Here is a 21,747-nt window from a genome sequence, read left to right on the forward strand (position 1 = left end):
CGGTTCAGACCGGCTTGATCAGCGCATGGCGCTTCTTGCCGACCGAGAGCTTGATGACCCCCTCCGGCAGCAGGGCATTGTCCCCAAGGTTCAGCCGGTCGTCCTCGATCACCGCATCGTTGATCCGCACCGCGCCAGACTGCACATGGCGGCGGGCTTCACCATTGGACGCGGCGAGCCCGGCCTTCACCAGCGCATTGAGCACGCCGATGCCGGCATTGAGTTCGGCATGGGTAACTTCCGACGTCGGCAGGGACAGATCGATGGCGCCCGATTCAAACGTCGCCGCCGCCGTGGCTGCCGACTGGATCGCCGCATCCCGGCCATGCACAATGGCCGTGACCTCGGTGGCCAGCACCTTCTTGGCCTCGTTGATATCGTCGGCGCCGATCTTCTCGATTTCCGAGATGGGCAGGCGCGTGAAGATCTTGAGGAACTTCACCACATCCGCGTCTTCGGTATTCCGGAAATACTGCCAGAAATCATAGGGGCTGAAGAGATCGCCATTCAGCCAGACGGCGCCCGACGCCGATTTGCCCATCTTCTCACCGCTCGACTTGGTCAATAGCGGGGTCGTCAGCGCATAAAGCTGCGGCCCGCCCATGCGATGGCTGAGGTCGACGCCATTGATGATATTGCCCCACTGGTCCGAGCCGCCCATCTGCAGCACCGTGCCGTGCCGCCGGTTCAGCTCGGTGAAGTCATAACCCTGCATGATCATGTAGTTGAATTCGAGAAAGCTCAGCGACTGCTCGCGATCGAGCCGCAGCTTCACCGAGTCGAAGCTCAGCATCCGGTTGACCGAAAAATGCCGGCCCACATCGCGCAGGAATTCAACGTAGTTGAGCTTCAGCAGCCAGTCGGCATTGTTGACCATGAGGGCCGGATTGGAGCCGCCGTAGTTGAGGATATTGCCGTAAACGCGCTTGATGCTCTCGATATTGCTCGCGATCTGCTCGACCGTCAGCAGTTTGCGCTGATCGTCGCGAAACGACGGATCGCCGACCATCGAGGTGCCGCCGCCCATCAGGCTGATGGCCTGGTGCCCGGTTTCCTGCAGCCAGTACAGCATGGTGACGGTGATCAGATTGCCGATATGGATCGAGGTCGCCGTCGCGTCATAGCCGACATAGCCGGTAATCCGCGACGTCGCTGCAAGCTGGTCGAGCCCCTCGGGGTCGGAAATCTGGTGGATGAATCCGCGCTCATCGAGCACGCGGAGGAAATCGGATTTGTACTTGGTCATTTTGGTGCGATCCAGGTGTCGCCCCTCCCACAGTGTCATTCCCGCGAAAGCGGGAACCTCTGTTGAAAGGCCGGCGATATAAAACTGAGGTCCCCGCTTTAGCGGGGATGACAATCCAGTGGGTGTGACCGCAATGAGTGCGCTCTAGATCAACGCCCGCCGCCGTCCGCGATCTCCTGACGGCGACGGTCGAGATATTCGGCACACCGGGTGGTCAATTCATCGACCTTGCCCTCGTAGAAGTGGTTCGCACCCTCCACGATCTGCTGGTCGATGGTAATGCCCTTCTGGGTCTTGAGCTTGTCCACCAGCTTCTGAACCGAGCTGGGCGGCGCCACCCGGTCCTTGTCGCCATGGATGATCAGGCCCGAAGACGGGCAGGGCGCCAGGAACGAGAAATCGTAGAGGTTTTCCGGCGGCGACACCGAGATGAAGCCTTCCACTTCCGGGCGGCGCATCAGCAGCTGCATGCCGATCCAGGCGCCGAAGGAGAAACCGGCAATCCAGCAACCGCGGGATTCGCGGTTGATGATCTGCAGCCAGTCGAGCGCCGCTGCGGCATCGGACAATTCGCCGATACCGTGGTCGAACACGCCCTGGCTGCGGCCGACGCCGCGCGAGTTGAAGCGCAGGACCGAGAAGCCGCGCTCGGCGAACATATAGAAGAGATTATAGACGATCTGGTTATTCATCGTCCCGCCGAACTGCGGATGCGGATGCAGGACGATGGCCACCGGTGCATTGGGTTCCTTGCCCGGCTGGTAGCGGCCTTCCAGGCGCCCTTCCGGACCGTTGAAAATCACTTCTGGCATATGTTCTGTTTTCCGGCCTGTTCGGCTTTTGGCTGCGGCTTTTCTGACCACTGGAAACCGGACCGCGCGGCTTGACTAAGCGCCGGGGGCTTCCTAAAACATGGGTCCGAAAAACCAGTTTAGAATTGTTCAAAACGGGTTTTGGCCATCAAATGGCCAGTTGGAGCGCCCCTTGTAATGAAGTTGGGCGCGAAATTTCAAGAAGAGTCTGGTTTTCACGGGGGCGTCAGCCTCCCGCGCCGGGCATGAGAGCGATGACGGGCACATGAGGGCCCGGGGAATGAGATGACGAGACCGTCGGTCTATCTCGATCACAATGCAGCCACCCCGCTTCGTCCCGAAGCGCGGGAAGCGCTCGTGGCCGCGCTCTCGCTCACCGGCAACCCGTCCTCGGTTCATGCCCATGGCCGTGCGCTGCGCGACCTGGTTGAAACCGGCCGCCGCCAGGTGGCGGCCCGTGCCGGTGCCGAGCCGCGGCAGGTCGTCTTCACTGGCTCTGCCACCGAAGCCATCACCCAGGCCGTGGTCGGCGGCGCAAAGGTCTTTGCCGCCGGAGCCATTGCCATCAGCGCCGGAGAACATGCGGCTGTCGCCAAGGCTGCAGAAGCCACCGGCCTTCCAGTCTGGATCATTCCACTGGATTCCGCCGGCCGCATTGATCTTGATCAATTGGCCGGCCTTCTGGCGCGGGCCGATGGGGACGGCATCAACCTCTTGGTGGCAGTCCACTGGGTCAATAACGAGACCGGCGTGGTCCAGCCGATGGGGCGCATCAACGCTTTGGTCGGCCCCACGCGCCACACGCTGTTTGTCGATGCCGTCCAGGCCTTCGGCCGTATCGATCTGGATTTCGCCGCTTCGGCACCCGATATGCTGGCTGTCAGCGGCCACAAGATCGGCGCCCCCGCCGGCATTGGCGCGCTGCTGGTCAAGGCGCACGCCGATACCGTCCGCCTGATTCCGGGTGGCGGCCAGGAACAGGGACGTCGCGGCGGCACCGAGGCCGCAGCCCTGATCGCCGCCTTCGGCGCGGCTGCCGCGGTCACGACGGGTGAAGGCCCTGATCTGCGGCAGTTGACCGCCCAGGTCGAGACCGGCCTTGCGGGCATCGCGCCCGATGTCGTGATCTTCGGCGCGGGTGCCGAGCGTGTCGGCAATGTCGTCGATTTCGCCGTGCCGGGTCTGGGCAATGCCGGCGCCATGATGGCGCTCGATCTCATGGGCCTGTCGGTGTCGTCCGGCTCGGCCTGTTCGTCCGGAAAGGTCGGCACCAGCCATGTGCTGACCGCAATGGGCGTCGAAAAATCCCTGGCCGATTGCGCCCTGCGCGTCAGCCTGGGCTGGAATTCCACGGCGGAAGACGTTCGCGCCTTCCTCGCCGGTTTTGCAACGCTCGTCGCGCGTCATCGGCGCGGGGGCAGGGCGGCCTAGCCGCCACACCACGTCTATCGGTTCGCGGCGGCCTTGAACCGCCGAGGGACATAAAGGAGAAGCCTTATGGCGGATTACGACATCCCGACGCTCAAGGAAGAGATCGACCGGGAGACCGTCGAGCAGGTTTTGGCGCTCGACGTCGACAAGTACAAGTACGGCTTCGAAAGCGACATTGAATCCGATGTGCTGCCGCCCGGCCTCAACGAAGACACCGTCCGCTTCATCTCCGCCAAAAAGCAGGAGCCGGAATGGATGCTGGAATGGCGTCTCGACGCCTTCCGCCGCTGGCAGACCCTTGAAGAGCCCAACTGGGCCAAGGTGCACTATCCCAAGATCGATTTTCAGGCGATCAGCTACTATGCTGCGCCCAAATCCGTCACCGGCCCCAAAAGCCTCGACGAGGTCGATCCCGAACTGCTCCGGACCTATGAGAAGCTCGGCATTCCGCTGAAGGAGCAAGCGATCCTGGCCGGCGTCGAAGGCGCTGCCGAATCCGTCGGCACGCCCTTTGGCGCCAATGTTGCCGTGGATGCCGTGTTCGACTCCGTGTCCGTCGTCACCACCTTCCGCGAGGAATTGGCCAAGCACGGCATCATCTTCTGCTCGATTTCGGAAGCGGTTCGTGAACATCCTGAACTGGTGAAGAAGTATCTCGGCTCTGTGGTCCCGGTTTCCGACAACTACTACGCCACGCTCAATTCCGCTGTCTTCACCGACGGGTCCTTCGTTTACATCCCCAAGGGCGTCCGCTGCCCGATGGAGCTCAGCACCTACTTCCGCATCAACGAGAAGAAGACGGGCCAGTTCGAGCGCACGCTGATCATCGCCGATGACGACAGCTACGTGTCCTACCTCGAAGGCTGCACGGCCCCCATGCGCGACGAAAACCAGCTCCACGCCGCCGTGGTGGAACTGGTCGCCCTCGACAATGCCGAAATCAAGTACTCCACCGTGCAGAACTGGTATCCGGGCGACAAGGACGGCAAGGGCGGCATCTATAATTTCGTCACCAAGCGTGGCGATTGCCGTGGCGTCAATTCGCACATTTCTTGGACCCAGGTCGAAACCGGCTCCGCCATCACCTGGAAATATCCGAGCTGCATCCTGCGCGGCGACGGCTCGCGTGGCGAATTCTACTCGATCGCCATTTCCAATGGCTATCAGCAGGTCGACAGCGGTACCAAGATGCTGCACCTGGGCAAGAACACGTCCAGCCGCATCATCTCCAAGGGCATTGCTGCCGGCTTCTCGGACAACACCTATCGCGGACAGGTTTCGGCCCACGCCAAGGCCAAGAACGCCCGCAACTTCACCCAGTGCGACAGCCTGCTCATTGGCGACAAGTGCGGCGCGCACACGGTGCCCTATATCGAAAGCCGCAACGGCACCGCCGTCTTCGAGCACGAGGCCACCACGTCAAAAATTTCCGACGACCAGATGTTCTATTGCCTGCAGCGCGGCCTCAACGAGGAGGAAGCGGTGGCGCTGATCGTCAACGGCTTCGTCCGCGACGTGCTGCAGCACCTGCCGATGGAATTCATGGTCGAAACCCAGAAGCTGATCTCGATCAGCCTCGAAGGCAGCGTGGGGTAGTTCACTCCTCCTGAGACCTCATGGTGAGCCTGTCGAACCACGAGGTCGGGAACGCAAGTAGTGCCATGACCTCGTCCTTCGGCAAGCTCAGGATGAGGTCCACTGAATCAGGCCTCCCAGCTCTCCCTTCCGGGGAGAGGTCGCCCCAAGGCGGTAAGGGAGCCTCAAAAAATCACCGGCGACTGATAGGCGCCATGGAGACCGAAAATGACCACGCCCGTTCTTGAAATCCGCAACCTGCACGCCCGCATCGAGGACCGCGAAATCCTCAAGGGTGTGAACCTCATCATCCCGCCCGGCGAAGTCCATGCCATCATGGGCCGCAATGGTTCGGGCAAGTCGACCCTGAGCTATGTGCTCGCCGGCAAGGAAGACTACGAGGTCACCGAGGGCGAGATCCTGCTCAACGGCGAAAACATCCTCGAGATGGAGCCCGACGAGCGCGCCGCCGCCGGTCTGTTCCTGGCCTTCCAGTACCCGATCGAAATTCCCGGCGTCGCCACCATGACCTTCCTCAAGGCGGCCATGAATGCCCAGCGCAAGGCGCGCGGCGAAGAGGAGCTGAAAACTCCCGAATTCATGCGCCTGGTCAAGGAGGCCGGCGCCCAGCTCAACGTCGATAGCGAAATGCTCAAGCGTCCGCTCAATGTCGGTTTTTCCGGCGGCGAGAAGAAGCGCGCCGAGATCATGCAGATGGCGCTGCTCAAGCCCTCTCTGGCCGTGCTCGACGAAACTGATTCCGGCCTCGATATCGACGCCCTGCAGACCGTCTCCAAGGGCGTCAACGCCCTGCGCGACGGCCAGCGTTCCATGCTGGTCATCACCCACTATCAGCGCCTGTTGAACCACATCATTCCCGATGTTGTGCATGTGTTCAGCGATGGCCGCATCGTCGAGAGCGGCGGCAAGGAGCTTGCGCTCAAGCTCGAAGCCGAGGGCTATGCCAATTACGGTGGCGAGGCGGCCTGATCCATGCGCGCGAACTTTCCAGTCCGCCTCGGTCCGGCCGAGGAAACCCTGATCAGCCAGCTCAAGGCCGCCGGTGCCGAACAGGCCGCCGAGCGCATCGCCGTCGCGGGTCTGCCGACCCGTCGCGTCGAGAGCTATCACTATACCGATCTCAAGACCCTGCTGCGGACCATTCCCGCCCTCGGTCAGCCAGCCAATGAAGCCAGCGCGCCGGCCCTGCGCGTCCCCGGAGCCTTCACGTTGATGATCGCCAATGGCGTCATCCAGAATGCGTCCACGGCCCCGGCCGGCGTCATTGTCGGCGAAGCGGGTGGCGGTGTGCTGTCCACGCGCGATGATGTCATCGTAAATGTTAGCAATGCGCTAGCGCAAAAGGCCCTGACGCTGACACTCGAAAGCAGTGTTGACCCGGTGGTTCAGGTCGAACGGCGGATCGAGGGCGAGGCGGCCCATGTTGCCGACGCGCTCAAGATTTTCGTCGCCGATGGCGCCAGCACCACCATTGTCGAGACGTTTTCCGGTTCCGACGCCGCCCATGTCGGCAATCACGCCACCTATATGGCGCTCGGCAAGAATGCGGTCGTCACGCACATCACCGTCGATCTCAGCACCCGCGCTGTCAGCCATTTCGCCACCAACGAATACCACCTTGCCGACGGCGCAAAGCTGCGGACGCTGGTCATTCACGCCGGTGCCGGCCTTGCCCGGACCAATGTGTTCCCGCGCCTCGAAGGCGCCGGCGCCCATGCAGACCTCACCGGCCTCAACCTGGTTGCCGAAGGCCAACACGCTGATATCACGATGGAAACCACCCATGCGGTGCCCAACACATCGTCGCAGCCGCTGTTCAAGTCCATCGCCCGCGGCCGCTCGAAATCCGTTGTCCAGGGCAAGCTGATTGTTGCCCGCGACGCCCAGAAGACCGACGCGAAGTTCATGCATCAGGGCCTGATGCTGTCGGACGAAGCCGAAATCCTGTCCAAGCCGGAACTGGAAATCTACGCCGACGACGTGGTCTGCGGGCACGGCTCGACCTGCGGCAAGCTCGACGAGGACAGCCTTTTCTACCTGCTCAGCCGCGGCGTTCCCAAGCCAGAGGCCGAAACCATGATGGTGCGCGGCTTCATCGCCGAACTCCTCGACGAAGTCGAGGACGAAGCGCTGAACGAAGCCCTGCAGACCGTGGTCGACAGCTGGTTGCTGGGGGCATAGAGGGCCACTTTTCGCCGGCATCCAATCACGGTGTCATTCCCGCGAAAGCGGGAATCTCCTCGCCGGAGGATGGAGCCGAGCCACAAACACCGGGTCATTCCCGCGACAGCGGGAATCCCTGTTGCGGATAGGACCGCGTGCATCACAACGGAGGTTCCCGCTTTCGCGGGAATGACACCGTGGAGTTGGAAGTGACCTTCGACCTCGAAAAAGTCCGCGCCGATTTTCCGATCCTGTCGGAACAGATTCACGGCCATCGCCTGGTCTATCTCGACAGCGGCGCTTCGGCGCAGAAGCCGGTGCAGGTGCTCGATCGCATGGATCATGCCTTCCGGCACGAATATGCAAATGTCCACCGCGGACTGCATACCCTCGCCAATCGCGCGACCGAGGGCTACGAGGCGGGCCGGGAAAGCGCGCGCCGCTTCCTCAATGCTGGCCGGATCGAAGAGATCATCTTCACCAAATCCGCCACCGAGGCCATCAACTTGGTTGCGTCATCCTTTGTCGGCCCGCGGATTGGGGCAGGCGACGAGATCGTCACCACGATCATGGAGCACCACTCCAACATCGTGCCGTGGCATTTCCACCGCGAGCGTAGCGGTGCAGTGCTGAAATTTATCGACGTGCGCGACGATGGCAGCCTGGATCTGGACGCCTTCGAGGCCGCTCTGTCGGATCGCACCCGTATCGTTGCCGTTACACATATGTCCAACGTGCTCGGAACCATCAATCCGATCAAGGAGATGGTTGCCATTGCCCATGCGCGTGGCATTCCGGTGCTCGTTGATGGCTCCCAGGGTGCTGTTCACACGCGGGTCGATGTTCAGGACCTCGACGCCGATTTCTACATCATGACCGGGCACAAACTCTACGGTCCCACCGGCATTGGCGTGCTCTACGGCAAATACGATCTGCTGGCCGACATGCAGCCCTATCAGGGCGGCGGTGAGATGATCGAAACCGTAACGCTCGACGGCGTCACCTATAACGAGCCGCCGCATCGCTTCGAGGCCGGTACGCCGCCCATCGTCCAGGCCATGGGTCTGGGGGCGGCCCTTGACTACATGCAGGGTCTGGGCCGGGACACCATCGCCGCTCATGAGCATGACGTCGCCGCCTATGCCCATGAACAGCTGAGCCGCATCAATTCGCTGCGCCTGATCGGCACTGCGCCGGGCAAGGGCGGCATCTTCTCGTTCGAGATCGCCGGCGCCCATGCCCATGACGTCGCGACCATTCTCGATCGCTACGGCATCGCCGTCCGCGCCGGCACGCATTGCGCCCAGCCGCTCTTGCATCGTTTTGGCGTCACCTCTACCTGCCGGGCCTCCTTCGCCCTATATAACGGCAAGGACGACGTGGACGCGCTGGTCGATGGTATCGAGCGCGCCCGCAAGTTTTTCGCCTGAGGAAGGCCGCCATGACTGAAGAAACGAAGATCGAAGACACGACGGACGTGCGCATTGCGCCTACGGTCTCGTCGAGCATTCCCGAGGCCGATGTCGAGCGGATCACCACCGATCTCATCGGGGCGCTCAAGACCGTCTATGATCCGGAAATTCCGGTCGACATCTATGAGCTCGGGCTCATCTACCGAGTCGATCTCGACGATGACCGCAATCTGACCATCGACATGACGCTGACTGCACCTGGCTGTCCGGTGGCGGGCGAAATGCCGGGCTGGGTCGAAAATGCAGCGCGCGGCGTCGAGGGCATTCAGGACGTCACCGTCAACATGGTCTTCGATCCGCCCTGGGACGCATCGCGCATGAGCGAAGAGGCTCAAGTCGCGTTGAACTGGTGGTAATTCGGCGCGTCTGCGCCTATATATCGTGAAACGCCGATAAAGGGCTCATCCGATGCCGTTCAAGATCATGTCGCTGACCGATGCCGCCGCCGAGCGCATCACCGAGATCATCGAAGACAGCGAAAAGCCTGTGGTGGGGCTGCGCGTGGGCATCAAGAATGCCGGCTGCGCGGGTGTGTCCTACACCATGGACTATGTCGAGGCGCCGATTGCCGGCGACGACCATGTCGAGGATCGCGGCGTCAATGTCTGGGTCGATCCCAAGGCCACCATGTACCTTCTGGGCACGGTCATGGACTTCGAAGCCACCAAGATGGGTTCGAGCTTCACCTTCAAGAACCCCAACCAGACCGGCGCCTGCGGCTGCGGCGAAAGCGTCACCCTCGCTGCCGCCGATCTCAAAGCCCTGGCCGAGGCGCGTCAGTCGGCCTAGTTCCCCCTCATCCGCCCCTTGGGCACCCCCATTCGAGCCGCGGGCAAGCTCTTCTCCCGCAAAGGGAGAAGGGTAGCACCAAGCTGGCATAACCACCGGCTTACCCCTCTCCCCTTGTGGGAGAGGGTGGATCGGCCGCAGGCCGAGACGGGTGAGGGGTATCTCTCCAGTTGCGCACCGCTCGAAGGTAAGGCATTGATCCCGCCATCATGCCGAACGCACTTCCCCCAGCCTACACCATTGTCCCGCCAAATCGTCCGCTGAATGGCCGGGTTTCTCCGCCGGGCAGCAAGTCGATCACCAATCGCGCGCTCCTGCTGGCGGCTCTCGCCCGCGGCACCAGCCGCCTCACCGGCGCGCTCAAGAGCAAGGATACCACCCTGATGGCAGCTGCCCTGCGGCAGATGGGGGTGAGTGTGGACGAGCCGGATGCGACGAGTTTTGTGGTGACCAGTTCGGGCCGCCTGTCCGCACCGGACAACGCCCTGTTTCTGGGCAATGCCGGCACCGCCACCCGCTTTCTGACCGCCGCCGTCGCCACCATCGAAGGCACGGTGATCGTCGATGGCGACGAAGACATGCGCCTGCGCCCCATTCGGCCATTGGTCGAGGCCCTGAAATCCCTCGGCATTGCCGCCGATTGCCCCACGGGCTGTCCGCCGGTGACCGTCCACGGCACGGGACGCTTCGGGCAGGGCAGGGTGGAGATCGATGCTTCCCTCTCCAGCCAATACGTTTCGGCGCTGCTGATGGCCGCCCCCTTTGGCGACGGCCCCATCGAAATTGCCCTGACCGGCAAGGATATCGGCGCACGTGGCTATGTCGATCTGACCCTTGCCGCCATGCGCGCCTTTGGCGCCACGGTCGAGGCGCGCGATGATGGCTCCTGGCTGGTGCAGCCGACCGGCTATGCGGCCACCGACTTCCACATCGAGCCCGATGCCTCTGCCGCCACCTATCTCTGGGGCATGGAAGCGCTGACCGGCGGAAGTATCGACATGGGCGTCGCTGCCGATGCCTTTACCCAGCCCGATGCTGCCGCGCAGGCCGTGCTGGCCCAGTTTCCCGATATGCCCGCCATCATCGACGGCTCGCAGATGCAGGATGCCGTGCCGACCATCGCGGTCGTGGCTGCGTTCAACAACAATCCCGTCCGTTTTGTCGGCATTGCCAATCTGCGGGTCAAGGAAACCGATCGCATCCGCGCCGTGGCCAACGAACTCAATCGCCTGCGTCCGGGGCTCGCGGTCGAAGAGGGCGACGATCTTGTCGTTCACGCGGACCCGCACCTTGCCGCCTCGCTCGCCGGGCGGAATTCGCGCATCAAGATCGAGACCTATCACGACCACCGCATCGCCATGAGCTTTGCTCTTGCGGGCCTGCTCGTGCCCAATGTGGTCATTCTTGACCCGTCCTGCACCGGCAAGACCTGGCCCGAATATTGGTCGATGTTAGAGGGGCTGGGTGTGGACCTGATCCCGGACCGGTAATCAGGCGGCCGAAACGTCGCCCGAGGTCGGCTTGGTGGCAGCAGCCAGGTCATCCTCGGTGATGACCCGGTTCCGGCCGGCGCGTTTGGCGGCGTAAAGGCACCGGTCGGCCCGCTCCACAAAGGTCACTGCTGTGTCGCTGGCATTGAATCGCGCGACGCCGAACGACGCCGTGATCCGCCCCAGCTTTTCATTGGTCGACCGCTTGAGCAGTTCCTTGGCCTGGATCGCCTTGCGGATATTCTCCGCGACGATCACTGCGCCCTCCATGTCGGTCGAAGGCAGAACCGCGACGAATTCCTCGCCGCCATAACGGGCGGCAATGTCCTTGCCCTTGATATTGGACTTCAGCGTCATCGCGACCAGCCGCAACACCTGGTCGCCGGTCTGGTGGCCATAGGTGTCGTTGAACGTCTTGAAATGATCGATATCGGTCATGATCAAGGACAGTGGCGCGCCGGTTTCCTTGAACTCCTTGATGGCATCCTCAAGACCCTCGTCGAAGCTCTTGCGATTGGCGATCTTGGTCAGCGGGTCGAGCATGGATTCCCGGCGTACGTCGTCGAGGTCGCGCTGCAGGGCCGCAATGTCCTCGCGGGACGCCTCGAGCTTCATCTCCAGTGTGCGGTTGGTCTCCTGCATCCGGCGCGTTTCCAGCAACAGCTTGTCGGCCAGGCTCTTCATGGCAACGGCAGACATGGTGCGTTCGAGATCGCCGCTCGCCGACTGGAGAGAGCCGGAATAGGCATTTGCCGTCGTCATGGCGGTGTCGATGGCGTCATGCACGGCCTCGATCCGGGCATGCATGCGTTCGGACACGTTCGACATGCGGTCGTCGACATCCGATTTCAGAAATTCGTTGTAGAGCGTCTCGGCCAGGTCCGCGGATGGCGATCCGCCAGCGCGGAAGATCGCATTGATGCGGCTGTTGAGCGAAGGATTGACGCCCGTGGCATAGGTGTAGAGCAGTTCATAGAATTGAGGATAAGGCGGAATGCTGCTCCGCTTGAGCAGGTCGAAGGCTGCATTGGCATAGCCAAGCGCCCGCATGAATTCATGATCCGACACTGCTTCCCTCGCGCCCCGTTGCGCTGCTCCCCAGCGGACGATCCTCGCTCGCCCGGCGCCGAAGCGCCTCAATGCAACTCAAGCACAGCTTGCCGAGATTCGGTAGTTGCGCGCAGCAATATTCCACGCGCAATGACTAAGTCGTGCGGGTCGCTCGCAACAAGAAAGCCGGTATTGGGCCTGCATCGCCAAAGGGATTGCCCTTGGTGTCCACAGTGTCGGCCTGCTCTTTTGCCGCTTCGACTTCCGCCGGCTTGCGTGCACTTGTACGGCTCGGCTTTTCCTTGCGAGCGGCCGGCTTTGCCGGCTCTGCTGCGTCCGCCTCGGCCTTGCCACGTCGACGCGATGGCGCCTTCTTTGCTGGCTTTTCCTCGGCTACGGCCGCCGCAGGTGCCGCGGCATTGCCCGGCTCCAGCCAGTCGATCGGCTTCTGGATCAACTTGAGGATGGCTTCGAGATGCTTGGTGTCTGCAGACGACACCAGAGTATAGGCAACCCCCGAGCGTCCGGCACGGCCGGTGCGGCCAATGCGGTGCACATAGTCTTCGGCATGAACCGGCACGTCGAAGTTGAACACATGGCTCACCGCCGGAATATCGAGGCCGCGCGCGGCGACATCGCTGGCGACCAGCAAAGTGAGCTTGTTGGTCTTGAACGCATCCAGCGTTTCCATTCGGCTCTTCTGGTCCATGTCGCCATGCAGGGCGCCGGCGGAATATTTGTGGCGCTGCAGGGACCGGGCGAGGGTGGCCACGTCGCGCTTGCGGTTGCAGAAGATGATGGCGTTGGTCAGCCCCTCGGAGGCATCGATGCGCGCCCGCAGCGCCGCGCGCTTTTCATCGGGCTTGGACGAAACCTTGACCAGCTTCTGGTCGATGGTGTCGGCAGTCGAGGCGGCGCGGGACACCTGCACATGCACGGGGTCCTTGAGGAATTTCTTGGTCAGCCGTTCGATCTGTCCGTCCATGGTGGCCGAGAACAGCATGGTCTGGCGGCGCGGCGGCAGGCGCGACACGATCTTTTCGATATCGTCGATGAAGCCCATATCGAGCATGCGGTCGGCCTCGTCGATCACGAGGATTTCCACGCCCGTCAGCAGGATCTTGCCGCGGTCGAACTGGTCCAGCAACCGGCCGGGCGTGGCGATCAGCACGTCGACGCCGCGATCGAGCTTGCGGTTCTGGTCCTCGAAGGAAACACCGCCGATGATCAGGGCCATCGAAAGCCGATGGTTCTTGCCGTACTTCTCGAAGTTTTCCGAAACCTGGGCCGCCAGTTCGCGCGTCGGCTCGAGAATGAGCGTGCGCGGCATGCGGGCCCGGGCGCGGCCGGCCTCCAGCAGCGTCAGCATGGGCAGCACGAAGGATGCGGTCTTGCCCGTACCGGTCTGGGCAATGCCGATCAGGTCCTTCTTCTGCAGCAGGTGCGGGATGGCCTGCGCCTGAATTTCGGTCGGCTTGTTGTATCCGGCTGCGGCAACCGCGTCGGTGACTTTGCTTGAAAGGCCAAGTCCGGAAAAGTCGTCGGTCAAGTTGGTCGTTCCACTCAACGGTGATGTCCGAAGCCCGTCCGGTCCCGGAATGGGGCCGGTGCATCGGTCTTTGATCTCTCGCACAAGGTCCGCTTTCGGGGCGCGCGGCCCTTGCAGGCAAGCGGATCGGCCAGGGTCCTGATCCGCCATGGCACACGAACCGAAACTACGCGTCCGTGATGCCGGCTTGGTGTCCCCGAACTGTCGTCATGGCAGTAAAACACCTTGACCACAGGGACATCCCAGCGGCGCGGACCATAACGCAAAGGCCTTGACTGTCAACGGCTAAGGCCAATTCACCTGCAAACGCAGTTAAATGGCGCGTGAACGGGGCCTTCGGTCCGCCGGAATTGCGCGGCTTCAAACTAAAACCCGTCGATCGGCAGCACCGCCACAAGTGTGCCGCTTTGCTGGCCCGCATCGTTTTCCGGCTGGATGATGAGGAGGTCGGCATAGGCAAGCGAGGAGGTGTGCCCGCTGTCGGTTTGGGAGATCGGCAAAACTTCGGGGCCGGTGGGGGTGTGGACGAGGCGCCCGCGCATAAAATGGCGGCGGGCGCTGTTTGGCGGGGTTGCGCCGGCCAGGGGCAGGTGCCAGGGCTCGTGCTCCGCCGCGCCCAGCCAGGCGCGCAGCGCCGGCTTGATGAAGACCAGCGCCGTCACCATGGCCGAAACCGGATTGCCGGGCAGCCCGAAAACAAGCGTCCGGCCCAGGCTGCCAAACATCAGCGGCTTGCCCGGCCGCATGTTGATCCGCCAGAAATCGAGGGAGACGCCGAGGTCCTTGAGCACATCCTGCACCAGGTCATGCTCGCCCACCGATGCGCCACCGGAGGTGATGACAATGTCCGGGTCCTGCGCCAGGACATTTGCGATCCCCTCGCGCAGCGCCTCGCGATTGTCGGGCATAATGCCATGATCGAGAACTACGTCGGCATAGGGCGCGAGCATGGCGGCCAGTCCAAAACTGTTCGACGCCACGATCTGGTCCGGACCAAGCGGTTGTCCGGGCGGCACCAGTTCGTCCCCGGTCGCGACAAGGGCGATGCGCGGGCGCCGGGAAACCGGAATTTCTGCAATATTGGCCGCGGCGATCACCGATATCTGCATCGGGCTGAGCCGTTCACCGGCCGCGACAAGCGTGTCGCCGACGGCAAAGTCATTGCCCTTGAGGCGCACGCTGTGGCCCGGCCGGGCCGGCACCGCAAAGCGTACGCGCTCGCCATCGCGGATCGCCTCTTCCTGCATGATGACCGTGTCGGCGCCCTCGGGCAGGGGCGCCCCTGTGAAGATGCGCACGGCTTCGCCATGGCCCATCACCCCTTCGAACCGCGCCCCGGCCTGCGCGGAGCCGATGACCGTCAGGAACTCGTCCGGCTGCACATCGGCCGCGCGCACGGCGTAGCCGTCCATGGCACTGGCGTTGAACGGCGGCTGATCATGCCGGGCGATGATCGGTTCTGCCAGCACGCGGCCCACAGCCTGCGCAATGTCAACGATCTCGCTGCTGACTGGCGGCACCCGCGCCAGGATTGCGGCAAGCGCCGCGTCGACTGGCAGCAGGCTCATGGCGCCTTCACATAGTCGCCAGACTTGCCCCCGGATTTTTCCACCAATTCGATATCGGAAATCACCATGGCCCTGTCGATGGCCTTGGCCATGTCGTAGAGGGTCAAAGCCGCGGTGCTCGCGGCCACCAGCGCTTCCATTTCGACGCCGGTCTGGCCGGTCGTTTCGGCTGTGGCGCTGATCAGGATTGCGCTGTTCGTGTCCTGGGTGATCTCGACGCTCACCTTGGTCAGGGCGATCGGGTGGCAGAGCGGAATGAGCTCGGAGGTCTTCTTGGCGGCCATGATGCCGGCAACGCGCGCCACCGCCAGGGCGTCGCCCTTTTTGAGCCCGCCCGCCATGATCGTGGCAATGGTTGCAGGCTGGCCAGTGAGCCGGGCCTGCGCCAGCGCGCGACGATGCGTAACGGCCTTGTTGCCGATATCGACGATGTGGGCCTCGCCGCGTTCGTTGAGATGGGTGAGGCCGTCCTTGCCCATCAGCGAACCGTCTCGGGCTGCCCCATCAGCAGCGCCCGGGTCGCCGCTACCACATCCGCTTGCCGCATCAGGCTTTCGCCCACGAGGAACGTGCCGACGCCGCAGCGCTCGTCGAGCATCTGGACGTGGCTATGGTCCACAATGCCGCTTTCGCTGACCAGCAACACATCCGATGGCACGCCAGCCGCCAGGTTCACCGTGGTTTCCAGCGTCGTCTCAAAGGTGCGCAGGTTGCGGTTGTTGATGCCGATGAACTTGCTGTCGAGCGCCAGGGCCCGGTCCAGTTCGATCTGGTCATGCACCTCCACCAGCGCGTCCATGCCCCATTCTTCGGCAGCGTCGAGCAGATAGCGCGCCACGTCGTCGCCGACGGCGGCGAGAATGATGAGAATGCAGTCGGCGCCCCAGGAGCGGGCCTCGGCCACCTGATAGGTCTCGAACAGGAAGTCCTTGCGCAGCACCGGCAGGTTGGTTGCCGCCCGTGCCTCGATCAGATAGCTCGGCGAGCCCTGAAAGCTGGGGCGGTCGGTCAGCACCGACAGGCAGGCCGCGCCAGCCGTTTCATAATCGCGGGCAATTTGCGTGGGCTCGAAATCGGGTCGGATCAGGCCCTTGGATGGGCTGGCCTTTTTCACCTCGGCGATCAGGGCAAACTGATCCTTGGCGCGCTTCTGCTTGATGGCTTTGACAAAGCCCCGCGTCGCCGGCTGGTCATGCGCTGCCGCAACCACTTCGGCCCAGGGGCGCATAGATTTGGCCGCGGCGATTTCTTCGCGCTTATAGGCTTCGATCTGCTTGAGAATATCGCTCATCAGCCCTGTCCGTTCGATACCGCCACCAGGCGGGCCAGTGTCTGCTTTGCCTTGCCAGTGTCGATGACCGAGCGGGCCATGGCAATACCATCCTCGATGGTGCCGACCTTGTCGGCAACCAACAGCGCTGCCCCGGCATTGAGCAGCACCGTGTCGCGATAGGCGCCGGGCGCTCCATCGAACAGCGCCATCATCGCTGCAGCATTTTCGCTGGGCTCGCCGCCCAGCAGGTCCTTGGGATCGGTAAGGCTCAACCCGACCTTTTCGGGGTGCAACTCGAAACTGCGCAGGTCGCCATCGGCAATCTGGGCCACGAAGTTCGGACCAGAGGTGGACAGTTCATCCAGGCCCTCGCTCGAATGCACCACCCAGGCCTTGGTCGCCCGGTTTGCCAGGAGCGCCGCCGCCACCGGCTCGACCCATTGCGGGGAATAGACGCCGAGCAGGTAGCGCCGCACCCCGGCCGGGTTCGACTGCGGCCCCAAAAGGTTGAACAGCGTCCGCACACCCATTTCGGCGCGCGCCGGCCCCACGTGACGCATGGCAGGGTGATGGCTGGGCGCAAACATGAAGCCGATCCCGGCATCGGCAATGGTCTTGCCGATCTGGTCGGGCGTCAGGTCGAGCTTGACCCCAAGGGCCTCGAGCACCTGCGAGGCGCCGGAGCGCGACGACAGCGCCTTGTTGCCATGCTTGGCCACGGGAACACCGGCTGCCGCCACGACGAGGCCGGTCGTGGTGGAAATATTGAGGCTCCCCACACCATCGCCACCGGTGCCGACAATGTCGATCGCACCCTCGGGGGCCGATACCGGCACCATCTGCTCGCGCAGGATCGACACGGCAGCCGCGATTTCGCCGACTGTCTCTCCCTTGATCCGCATGCCCATGAGGAAGGCGCCGGTCTGTGCCTGCGTCGCTTCGCCATTCATGATGATGCGCATGACGCCGCGCATTTCTTCGCCGGTCAGGTCCTTGCCGTCGGCGATCTTGTTGAGCGCTGCCTTGATGTCCATCACGCGGCCTGCTTTCCGTTGAAGTCGCGGGCAATGTTCAAAAAATTCTGCAGCAGGGCGTGGCCATTTTCCGACGCGATGCTCTCGGGATGGAACTGCACCCCATGCACCGGCAGGGTTCTGTGCTGCATGCCCATGATCAGCCCGTCATCCGTCGTCGCGGTGATTTCGAGCTCGCTGGGCAGGCTTTCGCGCCGCACGATCAGCGAGTGATAGCGCGTCGCCTCAAAGCCGGCATTGAGCCCACGGAAAACGCCCTTGCCCGTATGATTGATCGTGCTGGTCTTGCCGTGAAACAGGCTCGGCGCGCGGATCACTTCGCCGCCCAGCGCCTGACCCATCGCCTGATGGCCCAGGCACACGCCCAGCATCGGGATCGTACCCTTGAATCGGTCGATGACCGCAAGGCATATCCCCGCCTCGTTGGGCGTACACGGCCCAGGCGAGAGCACGATGGCTTCCGGAGCCATCGCCGCGATTTCTTCAAGGGTAATCTTGTCGTTACGCCTGACAGTGATATCAGCGCCCAGTTCCCCGAGGAAATGGACGAGGTTGTAGGTAAAGCTGTCGTAGTTATCGATGACGAGGGTCTTGGTCATTTTCTGGACGTTCCGCTGAAGGTGTTTCTATCCACCGGGTCATTCCCGCGAAAGCGGGAACCCCTGTTTTCAGAAACTTCCCCGCCATCGATTGGAGATCCCCACTTTCGCGGGGATCACGACGTGGTTCGTCACACCCGCCACGTCATTCTCGCGTACGCGGGAATCTATCTCTTGAATGCGCTCAAAGCTCACTGGCCCACTCCCGCTTCACCGGCATAGCGTAGCGCCTCTTCGGCGGCACTGAAAAGAGCGCGGGACTTGTTCTCGCATTCCAGTTGCTCCAGCGCCGGCTGGCTGTCGGCGACTATGCCGGCGCCGGCCTGCACATGCAGTTTGCCATCCTTGACGATGCCGGTACGCAAAACGATGCAGGTGTCCATGGTGCCGTCGGCACCAAAATAGCCTACGCAGCCGCCATAGATGCCGCGCCGGGAGCGTTCGAGCTCGTCGATGATCTCCATGGCCCGCACCTTGGGTGCGCCTGAAACCGTGCCGGCCGGGAAACCGGCCGACAGGGCGTCGACAAAGTCATATTGCGGGTCGAGCACGCCCACGACATTGGAAACGATGTGCATGACGTGGGAATAGTATTCGAGGAAGAACTTGTCGGTCACTTTGACCGTGCCGGTTTTGGCCACCCGGCCGACATCGTTCCGTCCCAGGTCGAGCAGCATCAGGTGCTCGGAAAGTTCCTTGGGGTCCGATAGCAGTTCGGCCGCCAATTCCTTGTCTCGGGTCGGTGTCGCACCGCGCTTGCGCGTCCCGGCAATGGGGCGGATGGTGACGTCGCCGTCCTGCACCCGCACGAGAATTTCCGGGCTCGATCCGGCCACCGCGAAGTCACCGAAATCGAGGAAATACATATAGGGGCTGGGATTGGTCCGCCGCAACGCCCGGTAGAGGGCTGTGGGCGGCAGGGTAAAGTCGGCGGAAAACCGCTGGCTGAGCACGACCTGGAACACGTCCCCGGCCGAAATGTACTCCTTGGCCCGCGCCACCATGCCAAAATAATCTTCCTTGGGCGTATTGCTGGTGACGGCGATCTTGTCGAGGTCGGGCAGGGCGGTCGTGGTCGCGGGCAGGGCGCGCGACAGCCGGGCAATCGCCTCCTCGATGCGGCTCTCGGCGGCCGCAAGCGCCTGGGCGGCGCTGACGCCGCTGCGCACATAGATCGGCGCTGTCAGGTAGAGCTCATCCTTGACCGTATCGAAGATCGCCAGCAGCGAGGGGCGCATCAGCACCGCCTCGGGGGTCTGCAGATCGTCGGGATTGGCGTTGGGCAGCACTTCCATGTAGCGGACCATCTCATAACCGAGATAGCCGTAAATGCCCGCCGATTGCGGCGGCAGGCCATCGGGCATGTCGATCTGGCTCTCGGCCACGAGCTTGCGCAGGGCATCGAGCGGCTTGTCGTCCATCGGCTCGAAGGCATCCGGCGCCGTCTGGGCGCTGCGGTTGATCGAGGCCTTGCCGTCTTCCACCTTGAGGATCAGGTCGGGCAAGAGGCCAATGATGGAATAGCGCCCTCGCGTCGTGCCGTCCTGCACGCTTTCGAGCAGGAAGGAATGCGTGCGCTCGGCGGCCAGCTTCAGATAGGTCCCCACCGGCGTTTCCAGATCGGCCACGATGCGGCGCCAGACCAGCTGCGAGTTTCCGGCATTGTATTGCTCGGTAAATCGCTTGGAAAAGTCGTCGCCCATTTGGTCTGGTTCCGTTGGTGGTGGTGGCCTTATTGGCCGAAGTTCTGCACGAGCAGATTGTTGAGGGCCTGCTGGTTGACGCGAAGCCCGGCATCGTCGCGCAACGCGGCGACGAATTCCTGATAGAGGCCGGCGCGGGCCTCGTTGTTGATGCTGGTCTGCGCATCCGCGGCCAGCGGTTCGGCCGGCTCGGTATTGTCGACGACCTGGAACACGATGAACTCACCGCTTTCGCTGACGACCGAGCCGGAATGATCCGGTCCGCCGCCAAAGGCGGCGGCAGCCACGGTGCTGTCGATGGTGCCATCCTCGGATCCGAAGCGGCTGAAGGGCGCGCTGATCTGCGGGAAGAGGTTTTGCGAAACCGCGACATCGGCCAGCGTCTCGCCGGCCTCGAGCCGCCCGGCCAGGTCCGCCGACTGCGCCAGCAATGCGTCATTGGTGCGCTGCGTCATCAGCGCCTCCTCGACGTCGGCGCGGACCTCGTCCAGCGTCTGGTCGCGCGCCGGCAGGATTTCCTCGATGTCGAACCACACATGGGCATTGGCCGAGAGCGGGACTGTCGGGTTGAGCCGATCAGGCTGTGCCGCAAAAATCGCCTGCGCCACGCGCTGCTGATCGGCGGGCTGCAAGTTTGGCATCACCGACAGTTCCGCACCATTGGCGGTCACATCGGCCTCATAAACGTCCAGATCATAGCGCTCGGCGATCTCCTCCACCGGGATGAAGGCCGCGCGCAGTTCCTCGATCTCGTCGAGCACGATATTGATCTCATTGCGGGCTTCGGTCGACGCCAGGCGCTCGGCAATACCGGCGCGGGCGTCATCGAGGCTGGTCTGACCCTCGGCTTCGATGGCCACGACATGCACGGCCCGCTTGCCGCCGATGCCGTCGATAATGGCAAATCCGCCTTCTTCCAGACCGAAAGCCGCTTCGGCCAGGCGCGTGTCCGTGACCTCGCTGCGCGCCAGCGTGCCGATGCTGGCCGGCGTCAAACCGGCTTCCGTGGCCAGGGTCGCAAAATCGGTCCCGGCTGCAAGACCGGCCTCGAATGCCGCAACGGCCTCGGGCGTCGACAGCACCACCTGCTCGATGCTGCGCTTTTCCGGCGTCGTCATGGTCGATTGCGTCCGCTCATATTCAGCGGCAATGGCGTCTTCGTCCACGGTCTTGGTCGCAGCCAGCGACGGCACGGACAATTCGAGCAGCTTGACCTTGCGTGTATCGACGGTGCGGAATTCGCTCTGGTGCTCGGTGAGATAGGCCGCCAGTTCCTCGTCGGTCGGGGTTGTGCCGATATCGACGCTGGTCGGGTTGAGGGTCACATAATCGATGGCGCGCGTCGCGCCCACATAGCCATTGATCAGCTCAGAGGCGACCGCGGGCAGGCCCGCATCGGCAAACAGCGACTGAATGACCTGGTCGCGCTTGGCCTCATTGCCGCGCGCGCTGAAATACTCCGCTTCGGTCCAGCCGCTGCGCTGCAGCACCTGCGAGAAGATGGAAGGGTCGAAATTGCCTAGCGTGCCCTGGAAAGACGGGTCCGCGCGCAGCATTTGCCCCAGCTTGGCATCGGATACGCCCAGCCCGAACTGCCCCGCCAGGCCATCGAGCGCCGCGCCTTCCGAAAGGCCCAGCAGCACCGCGCTGGGAATACCCAGGCTTTCCGCCTGGCTGGTGGTGGGCACCGAGCCGATCTGGTTGGCCACGGCATTGACCTGCGACTGGTAGGCCCGCAGGAACTCGCGCGCGTCGATTTCCTCGTCGCCCACGCGCGCGATGGTATTGCTGCCCAGATCGATGATCACATTGTTGATGCCGAAACCTGCTACACCGACCAGCAAGAACGCTCCCATGATCTTTCCCGGCCAGGATTTTGCAAAGTCACGCAAACCATCGAGCATTTCGAGCGTTCCAGTTTAGGGTCCAAGGCTTTACCCCAGGGGCAAGGCCGGACTAGTAAGACATTCAG

General features: G+C 63.0%; 19 protein-coding genes. 8 read left to right on the forward strand and 11 right to left on the reverse strand.

Annotated elements, in window-relative coordinates; all coding sequences use genetic code 11:
• Positions 1 to 4 precede the first annotated feature (4 nt).
• Both tyrS and KIT02_RS03185 read right to left on the reverse strand, forming a co-directional pair.
• On the reverse strand, positions 5 to 1,246 hold the full coding sequence (tyrS, locus tag KIT02_RS03180) for a tyrosine--tRNA ligase (protein WP_297582135.1): 1,242 nt from the start codon (positions 1,244 to 1,246) through the stop codon (positions 5 to 7).
• Positions 1,247 to 1,395: 149 nt separating this feature from the next.
• Positions 1,396 to 2,058, reverse strand: coding sequence for an alpha/beta hydrolase (locus KIT02_RS03185; protein ID WP_297582137.1), 663 nt, complete (start codon positions 2,056 to 2,058; stop codon positions 1,396 to 1,398).
• Positions 2,059 to 2,343: 285 nt separating this feature from the next.
• On the opposite strand from KIT02_RS03185, the gene KIT02_RS03190 reads away from it, so the two are divergent.
• From KIT02_RS03190 to aroA, 8 genes are all read left to right on the forward strand, one after another.
• Complete coding sequence (locus KIT02_RS03190; protein ID WP_297582138.1) at positions 2,344 to 3,489, forward strand: aminotransferase class V-fold PLP-dependent enzyme; 1,146 nt, start codon at positions 2,344 to 2,346, stop codon at positions 3,487 to 3,489.
• A gap of 66 nt (positions 3,490 to 3,555) precedes the next feature.
• A complete protein-coding gene (gene sufB / locus KIT02_RS03195) occupies positions 3,556 to 5,085 on the forward strand; it encodes a Fe-S cluster assembly protein SufB (RefSeq protein ID WP_297582140.1) in 1,530 nt (509 codons plus the stop codon).
• A 207-nt stretch (positions 5,086 to 5,292) separates the two neighbouring features.
• Positions 5,293 to 6,054: a Fe-S cluster assembly ATPase SufC gene (sufC, locus tag KIT02_RS03200; RefSeq protein ID WP_297582142.1), complete on the forward strand. Its 762-nt coding sequence runs from the start codon at positions 5,293 to 5,295 to the stop codon at positions 6,052 to 6,054.
• 3 nt (positions 6,055 to 6,057) lie between these two features.
• Entirely contained in the window at positions 6,058 to 7,266 is a 1,209-nt protein-coding gene (gene sufD, locus KIT02_RS03205; RefSeq protein ID WP_297582144.1) for a Fe-S cluster assembly protein SufD, read from the forward strand.
• Positions 7,267 to 7,457: 191 nt separating this feature from the next.
• A complete protein-coding gene (locus KIT02_RS03210) occupies positions 7,458 to 8,678 on the forward strand; it encodes a cysteine desulfurase (RefSeq protein WP_297582146.1) in 1,221 nt (406 codons plus the stop codon).
• Positions 8,679 to 8,689: 11 nt separating this feature from the next.
• A complete protein-coding gene (locus KIT02_RS03215; RefSeq protein ID WP_297582148.1) occupies positions 8,690 to 9,076 on the forward strand; it encodes an SUF system Fe-S cluster assembly protein in 387 nt (128 codons plus the stop codon).
• A 52-nt stretch (positions 9,077 to 9,128) separates the two neighbouring features.
• Positions 9,129 to 9,509: an iron-sulfur cluster assembly accessory protein gene (locus KIT02_RS03220; protein WP_297582150.1), complete on the forward strand. Its 381-nt coding sequence runs from the start codon at positions 9,129 to 9,131 to the stop codon at positions 9,507 to 9,509.
• A gap of 209 nt (positions 9,510 to 9,718) precedes the next feature.
• Positions 9,719 to 10,999 (forward strand): 3-phosphoshikimate 1-carboxyvinyltransferase, encoded by a 1,281-nt coding sequence (gene aroA / locus KIT02_RS03225; RefSeq protein ID WP_297582152.1) that lies wholly within the window; start codon positions 9,719 to 9,721, stop codon positions 10,997 to 10,999.
• Here aroA and KIT02_RS03230 read toward each other — a convergent pair whose 3' ends face one another.
• The 9 genes from KIT02_RS03230 to KIT02_RS03270 form a co-directional block, all read right to left on the reverse strand.
• The gene (locus KIT02_RS03230; RefSeq protein WP_297582154.1) at positions 11,000 to 12,067 is read right to left on the reverse strand and encodes a GGDEF domain-containing protein; all 1,068 of its coding nucleotides are present in this window, start codon (positions 12,065 to 12,067) and stop codon (positions 11,000 to 11,002) included.
• Positions 12,068 to 12,203: 136 nt separating this feature from the next.
• The gene (locus tag KIT02_RS03235) at positions 12,204 to 13,598 is read right to left on the reverse strand and encodes a DEAD/DEAH box helicase (protein ID WP_297582157.1); all 1,395 of its coding nucleotides are present in this window, start codon (positions 13,596 to 13,598) and stop codon (positions 12,204 to 12,206) included.
• Between the two features lie 365 nt (positions 13,599 to 13,963).
• Entirely contained in the window at positions 13,964 to 15,166 is a 1,203-nt protein-coding gene (gene glp / locus KIT02_RS03240) for a gephyrin-like molybdotransferase Glp (RefSeq protein ID WP_297582161.1), read from the reverse strand.
• Positions 15,163 to 15,645, reverse strand: a complete 483-nt coding sequence (gene moaC, locus KIT02_RS03245; protein ID WP_297582162.1) for a cyclic pyranopterin monophosphate synthase MoaC — start codon at positions 15,643 to 15,645, stop codon at positions 15,163 to 15,165. The genes glp and moaC overlap by 4 nt, the downstream gene beginning before the upstream one ends.
• On the reverse strand, positions 15,645 to 16,460 hold the full coding sequence (gene trpC, locus KIT02_RS03250) for an indole-3-glycerol phosphate synthase TrpC (RefSeq protein ID WP_297585092.1): 816 nt from the start codon (positions 16,458 to 16,460) through the stop codon (positions 15,645 to 15,647). The genes moaC and trpC overlap by 1 nt, the downstream gene beginning before the upstream one ends.
• Positions 16,457 to 17,476, reverse strand: a complete 1,020-nt coding sequence (trpD, locus tag KIT02_RS03255; protein ID WP_297582164.1) for an anthranilate phosphoribosyltransferase — start codon at positions 17,474 to 17,476, stop codon at positions 16,457 to 16,459. The genes trpC and trpD overlap by 4 nt, the downstream gene beginning before the upstream one ends.
• A complete protein-coding gene (locus KIT02_RS03260) occupies positions 17,473 to 18,072 on the reverse strand; it encodes an aminodeoxychorismate/anthranilate synthase component II (protein WP_297582166.1) in 600 nt (199 codons plus the stop codon). Before KIT02_RS03260 ends, trpD begins: the two co-directional genes overlap by 4 nt.
• Positions 18,073 to 18,263: 191 nt before the next feature.
• Complete coding sequence (trpE, locus tag KIT02_RS03265; protein ID WP_297582169.1) at positions 18,264 to 19,775, reverse strand: anthranilate synthase component I; 1,512 nt, start codon at positions 19,773 to 19,775, stop codon at positions 18,264 to 18,266.
• Positions 19,776 to 19,804: 29 nt separating this feature from the next.
• Positions 19,805 to 21,679 (reverse strand): SurA N-terminal domain-containing protein, encoded by a 1,875-nt coding sequence (locus KIT02_RS03270; protein WP_297582172.1) that lies wholly within the window; start codon positions 21,677 to 21,679, stop codon positions 19,805 to 19,807.
• Positions 21,680 to 21,747 lie beyond the last annotated feature (68 nt).

Source organism: Devosia sp. (genome assembly GCF_025809055.1).
Classification (GTDB): Bacteria; Pseudomonadota; Alphaproteobacteria; order Rhizobiales; family Devosiaceae; genus Devosia.

Excerpts from the sequence above, each read along its gene's own strand:
- tyrS (WP_297582135.1), bottom strand. The coding sequence starts at position 1,246 with ATGACCAAGTACAAATCCGATTTCCTCCGCGTGCTCGATGAGCGCGGA.
- KIT02_RS03185 (WP_297582137.1), bottom strand. The coding sequence starts at position 2,058 with ATGCCAGAAGTGATTTTCAACGGTCCGGAAGGGCGCCTGGAAGGCCGC.
- KIT02_RS03190 (WP_297582138.1), top strand. The coding sequence starts at position 2,344 with ATGACGAGACCGTCGGTCTATCTCGATCACAATGCAGCCACCCCGCTT.
- sufB (WP_297582140.1), top strand. The coding sequence starts at position 3,556 with ATGGCGGATTACGACATCCCGACGCTCAAGGAAGAGATCGACCGGGAG.
- sufC (WP_297582142.1), top strand. The coding sequence starts at position 5,293 with ATGACCACGCCCGTTCTTGAAATCCGCAACCTGCACGCCCGCATCGAG.
- sufD (WP_297582144.1), top strand. The coding sequence starts at position 6,058 with ATGCGCGCGAACTTTCCAGTCCGCCTCGGTCCGGCCGAGGAAACCCTG.
- KIT02_RS03215 (WP_297582148.1), top strand. The coding sequence starts at position 8,690 with ATGACTGAAGAAACGAAGATCGAAGACACGACGGACGTGCGCATTGCG.
- KIT02_RS03220 (WP_297582150.1), top strand. The coding sequence starts at position 9,129 with ATGCCGTTCAAGATCATGTCGCTGACCGATGCCGCCGCCGAGCGCATC.
- aroA (WP_297582152.1), top strand. The coding sequence starts at position 9,719 with ATGCCGAACGCACTTCCCCCAGCCTACACCATTGTCCCGCCAAATCGT.
- glp (WP_297582161.1), bottom strand. The coding sequence starts at position 15,166 with ATGAGCCTGCTGCCAGTCGACGCGGCGCTTGCCGCAATCCTGGCGCGG.
- moaC (WP_297582162.1), bottom strand. The coding sequence starts at position 15,645 with ATGGGCAAGGACGGCCTCACCCATCTCAACGAACGCGGCGAGGCCCAC.
- KIT02_RS03260 (WP_297582166.1), bottom strand. The coding sequence starts at position 18,072 with ATGACCAAGACCCTCGTCATCGATAACTACGACAGCTTTACCTACAAC.
- trpE (WP_297582169.1), bottom strand. The coding sequence starts at position 19,775 with ATGGGCGACGACTTTTCCAAGCGATTTACCGAGCAATACAATGCCGGA.
- KIT02_RS03270 (WP_297582172.1), bottom strand. The coding sequence starts at position 21,679 with ATGCTCGATGGTTTGCGTGACTTTGCAAAATCCTGGCCGGGAAAGATC.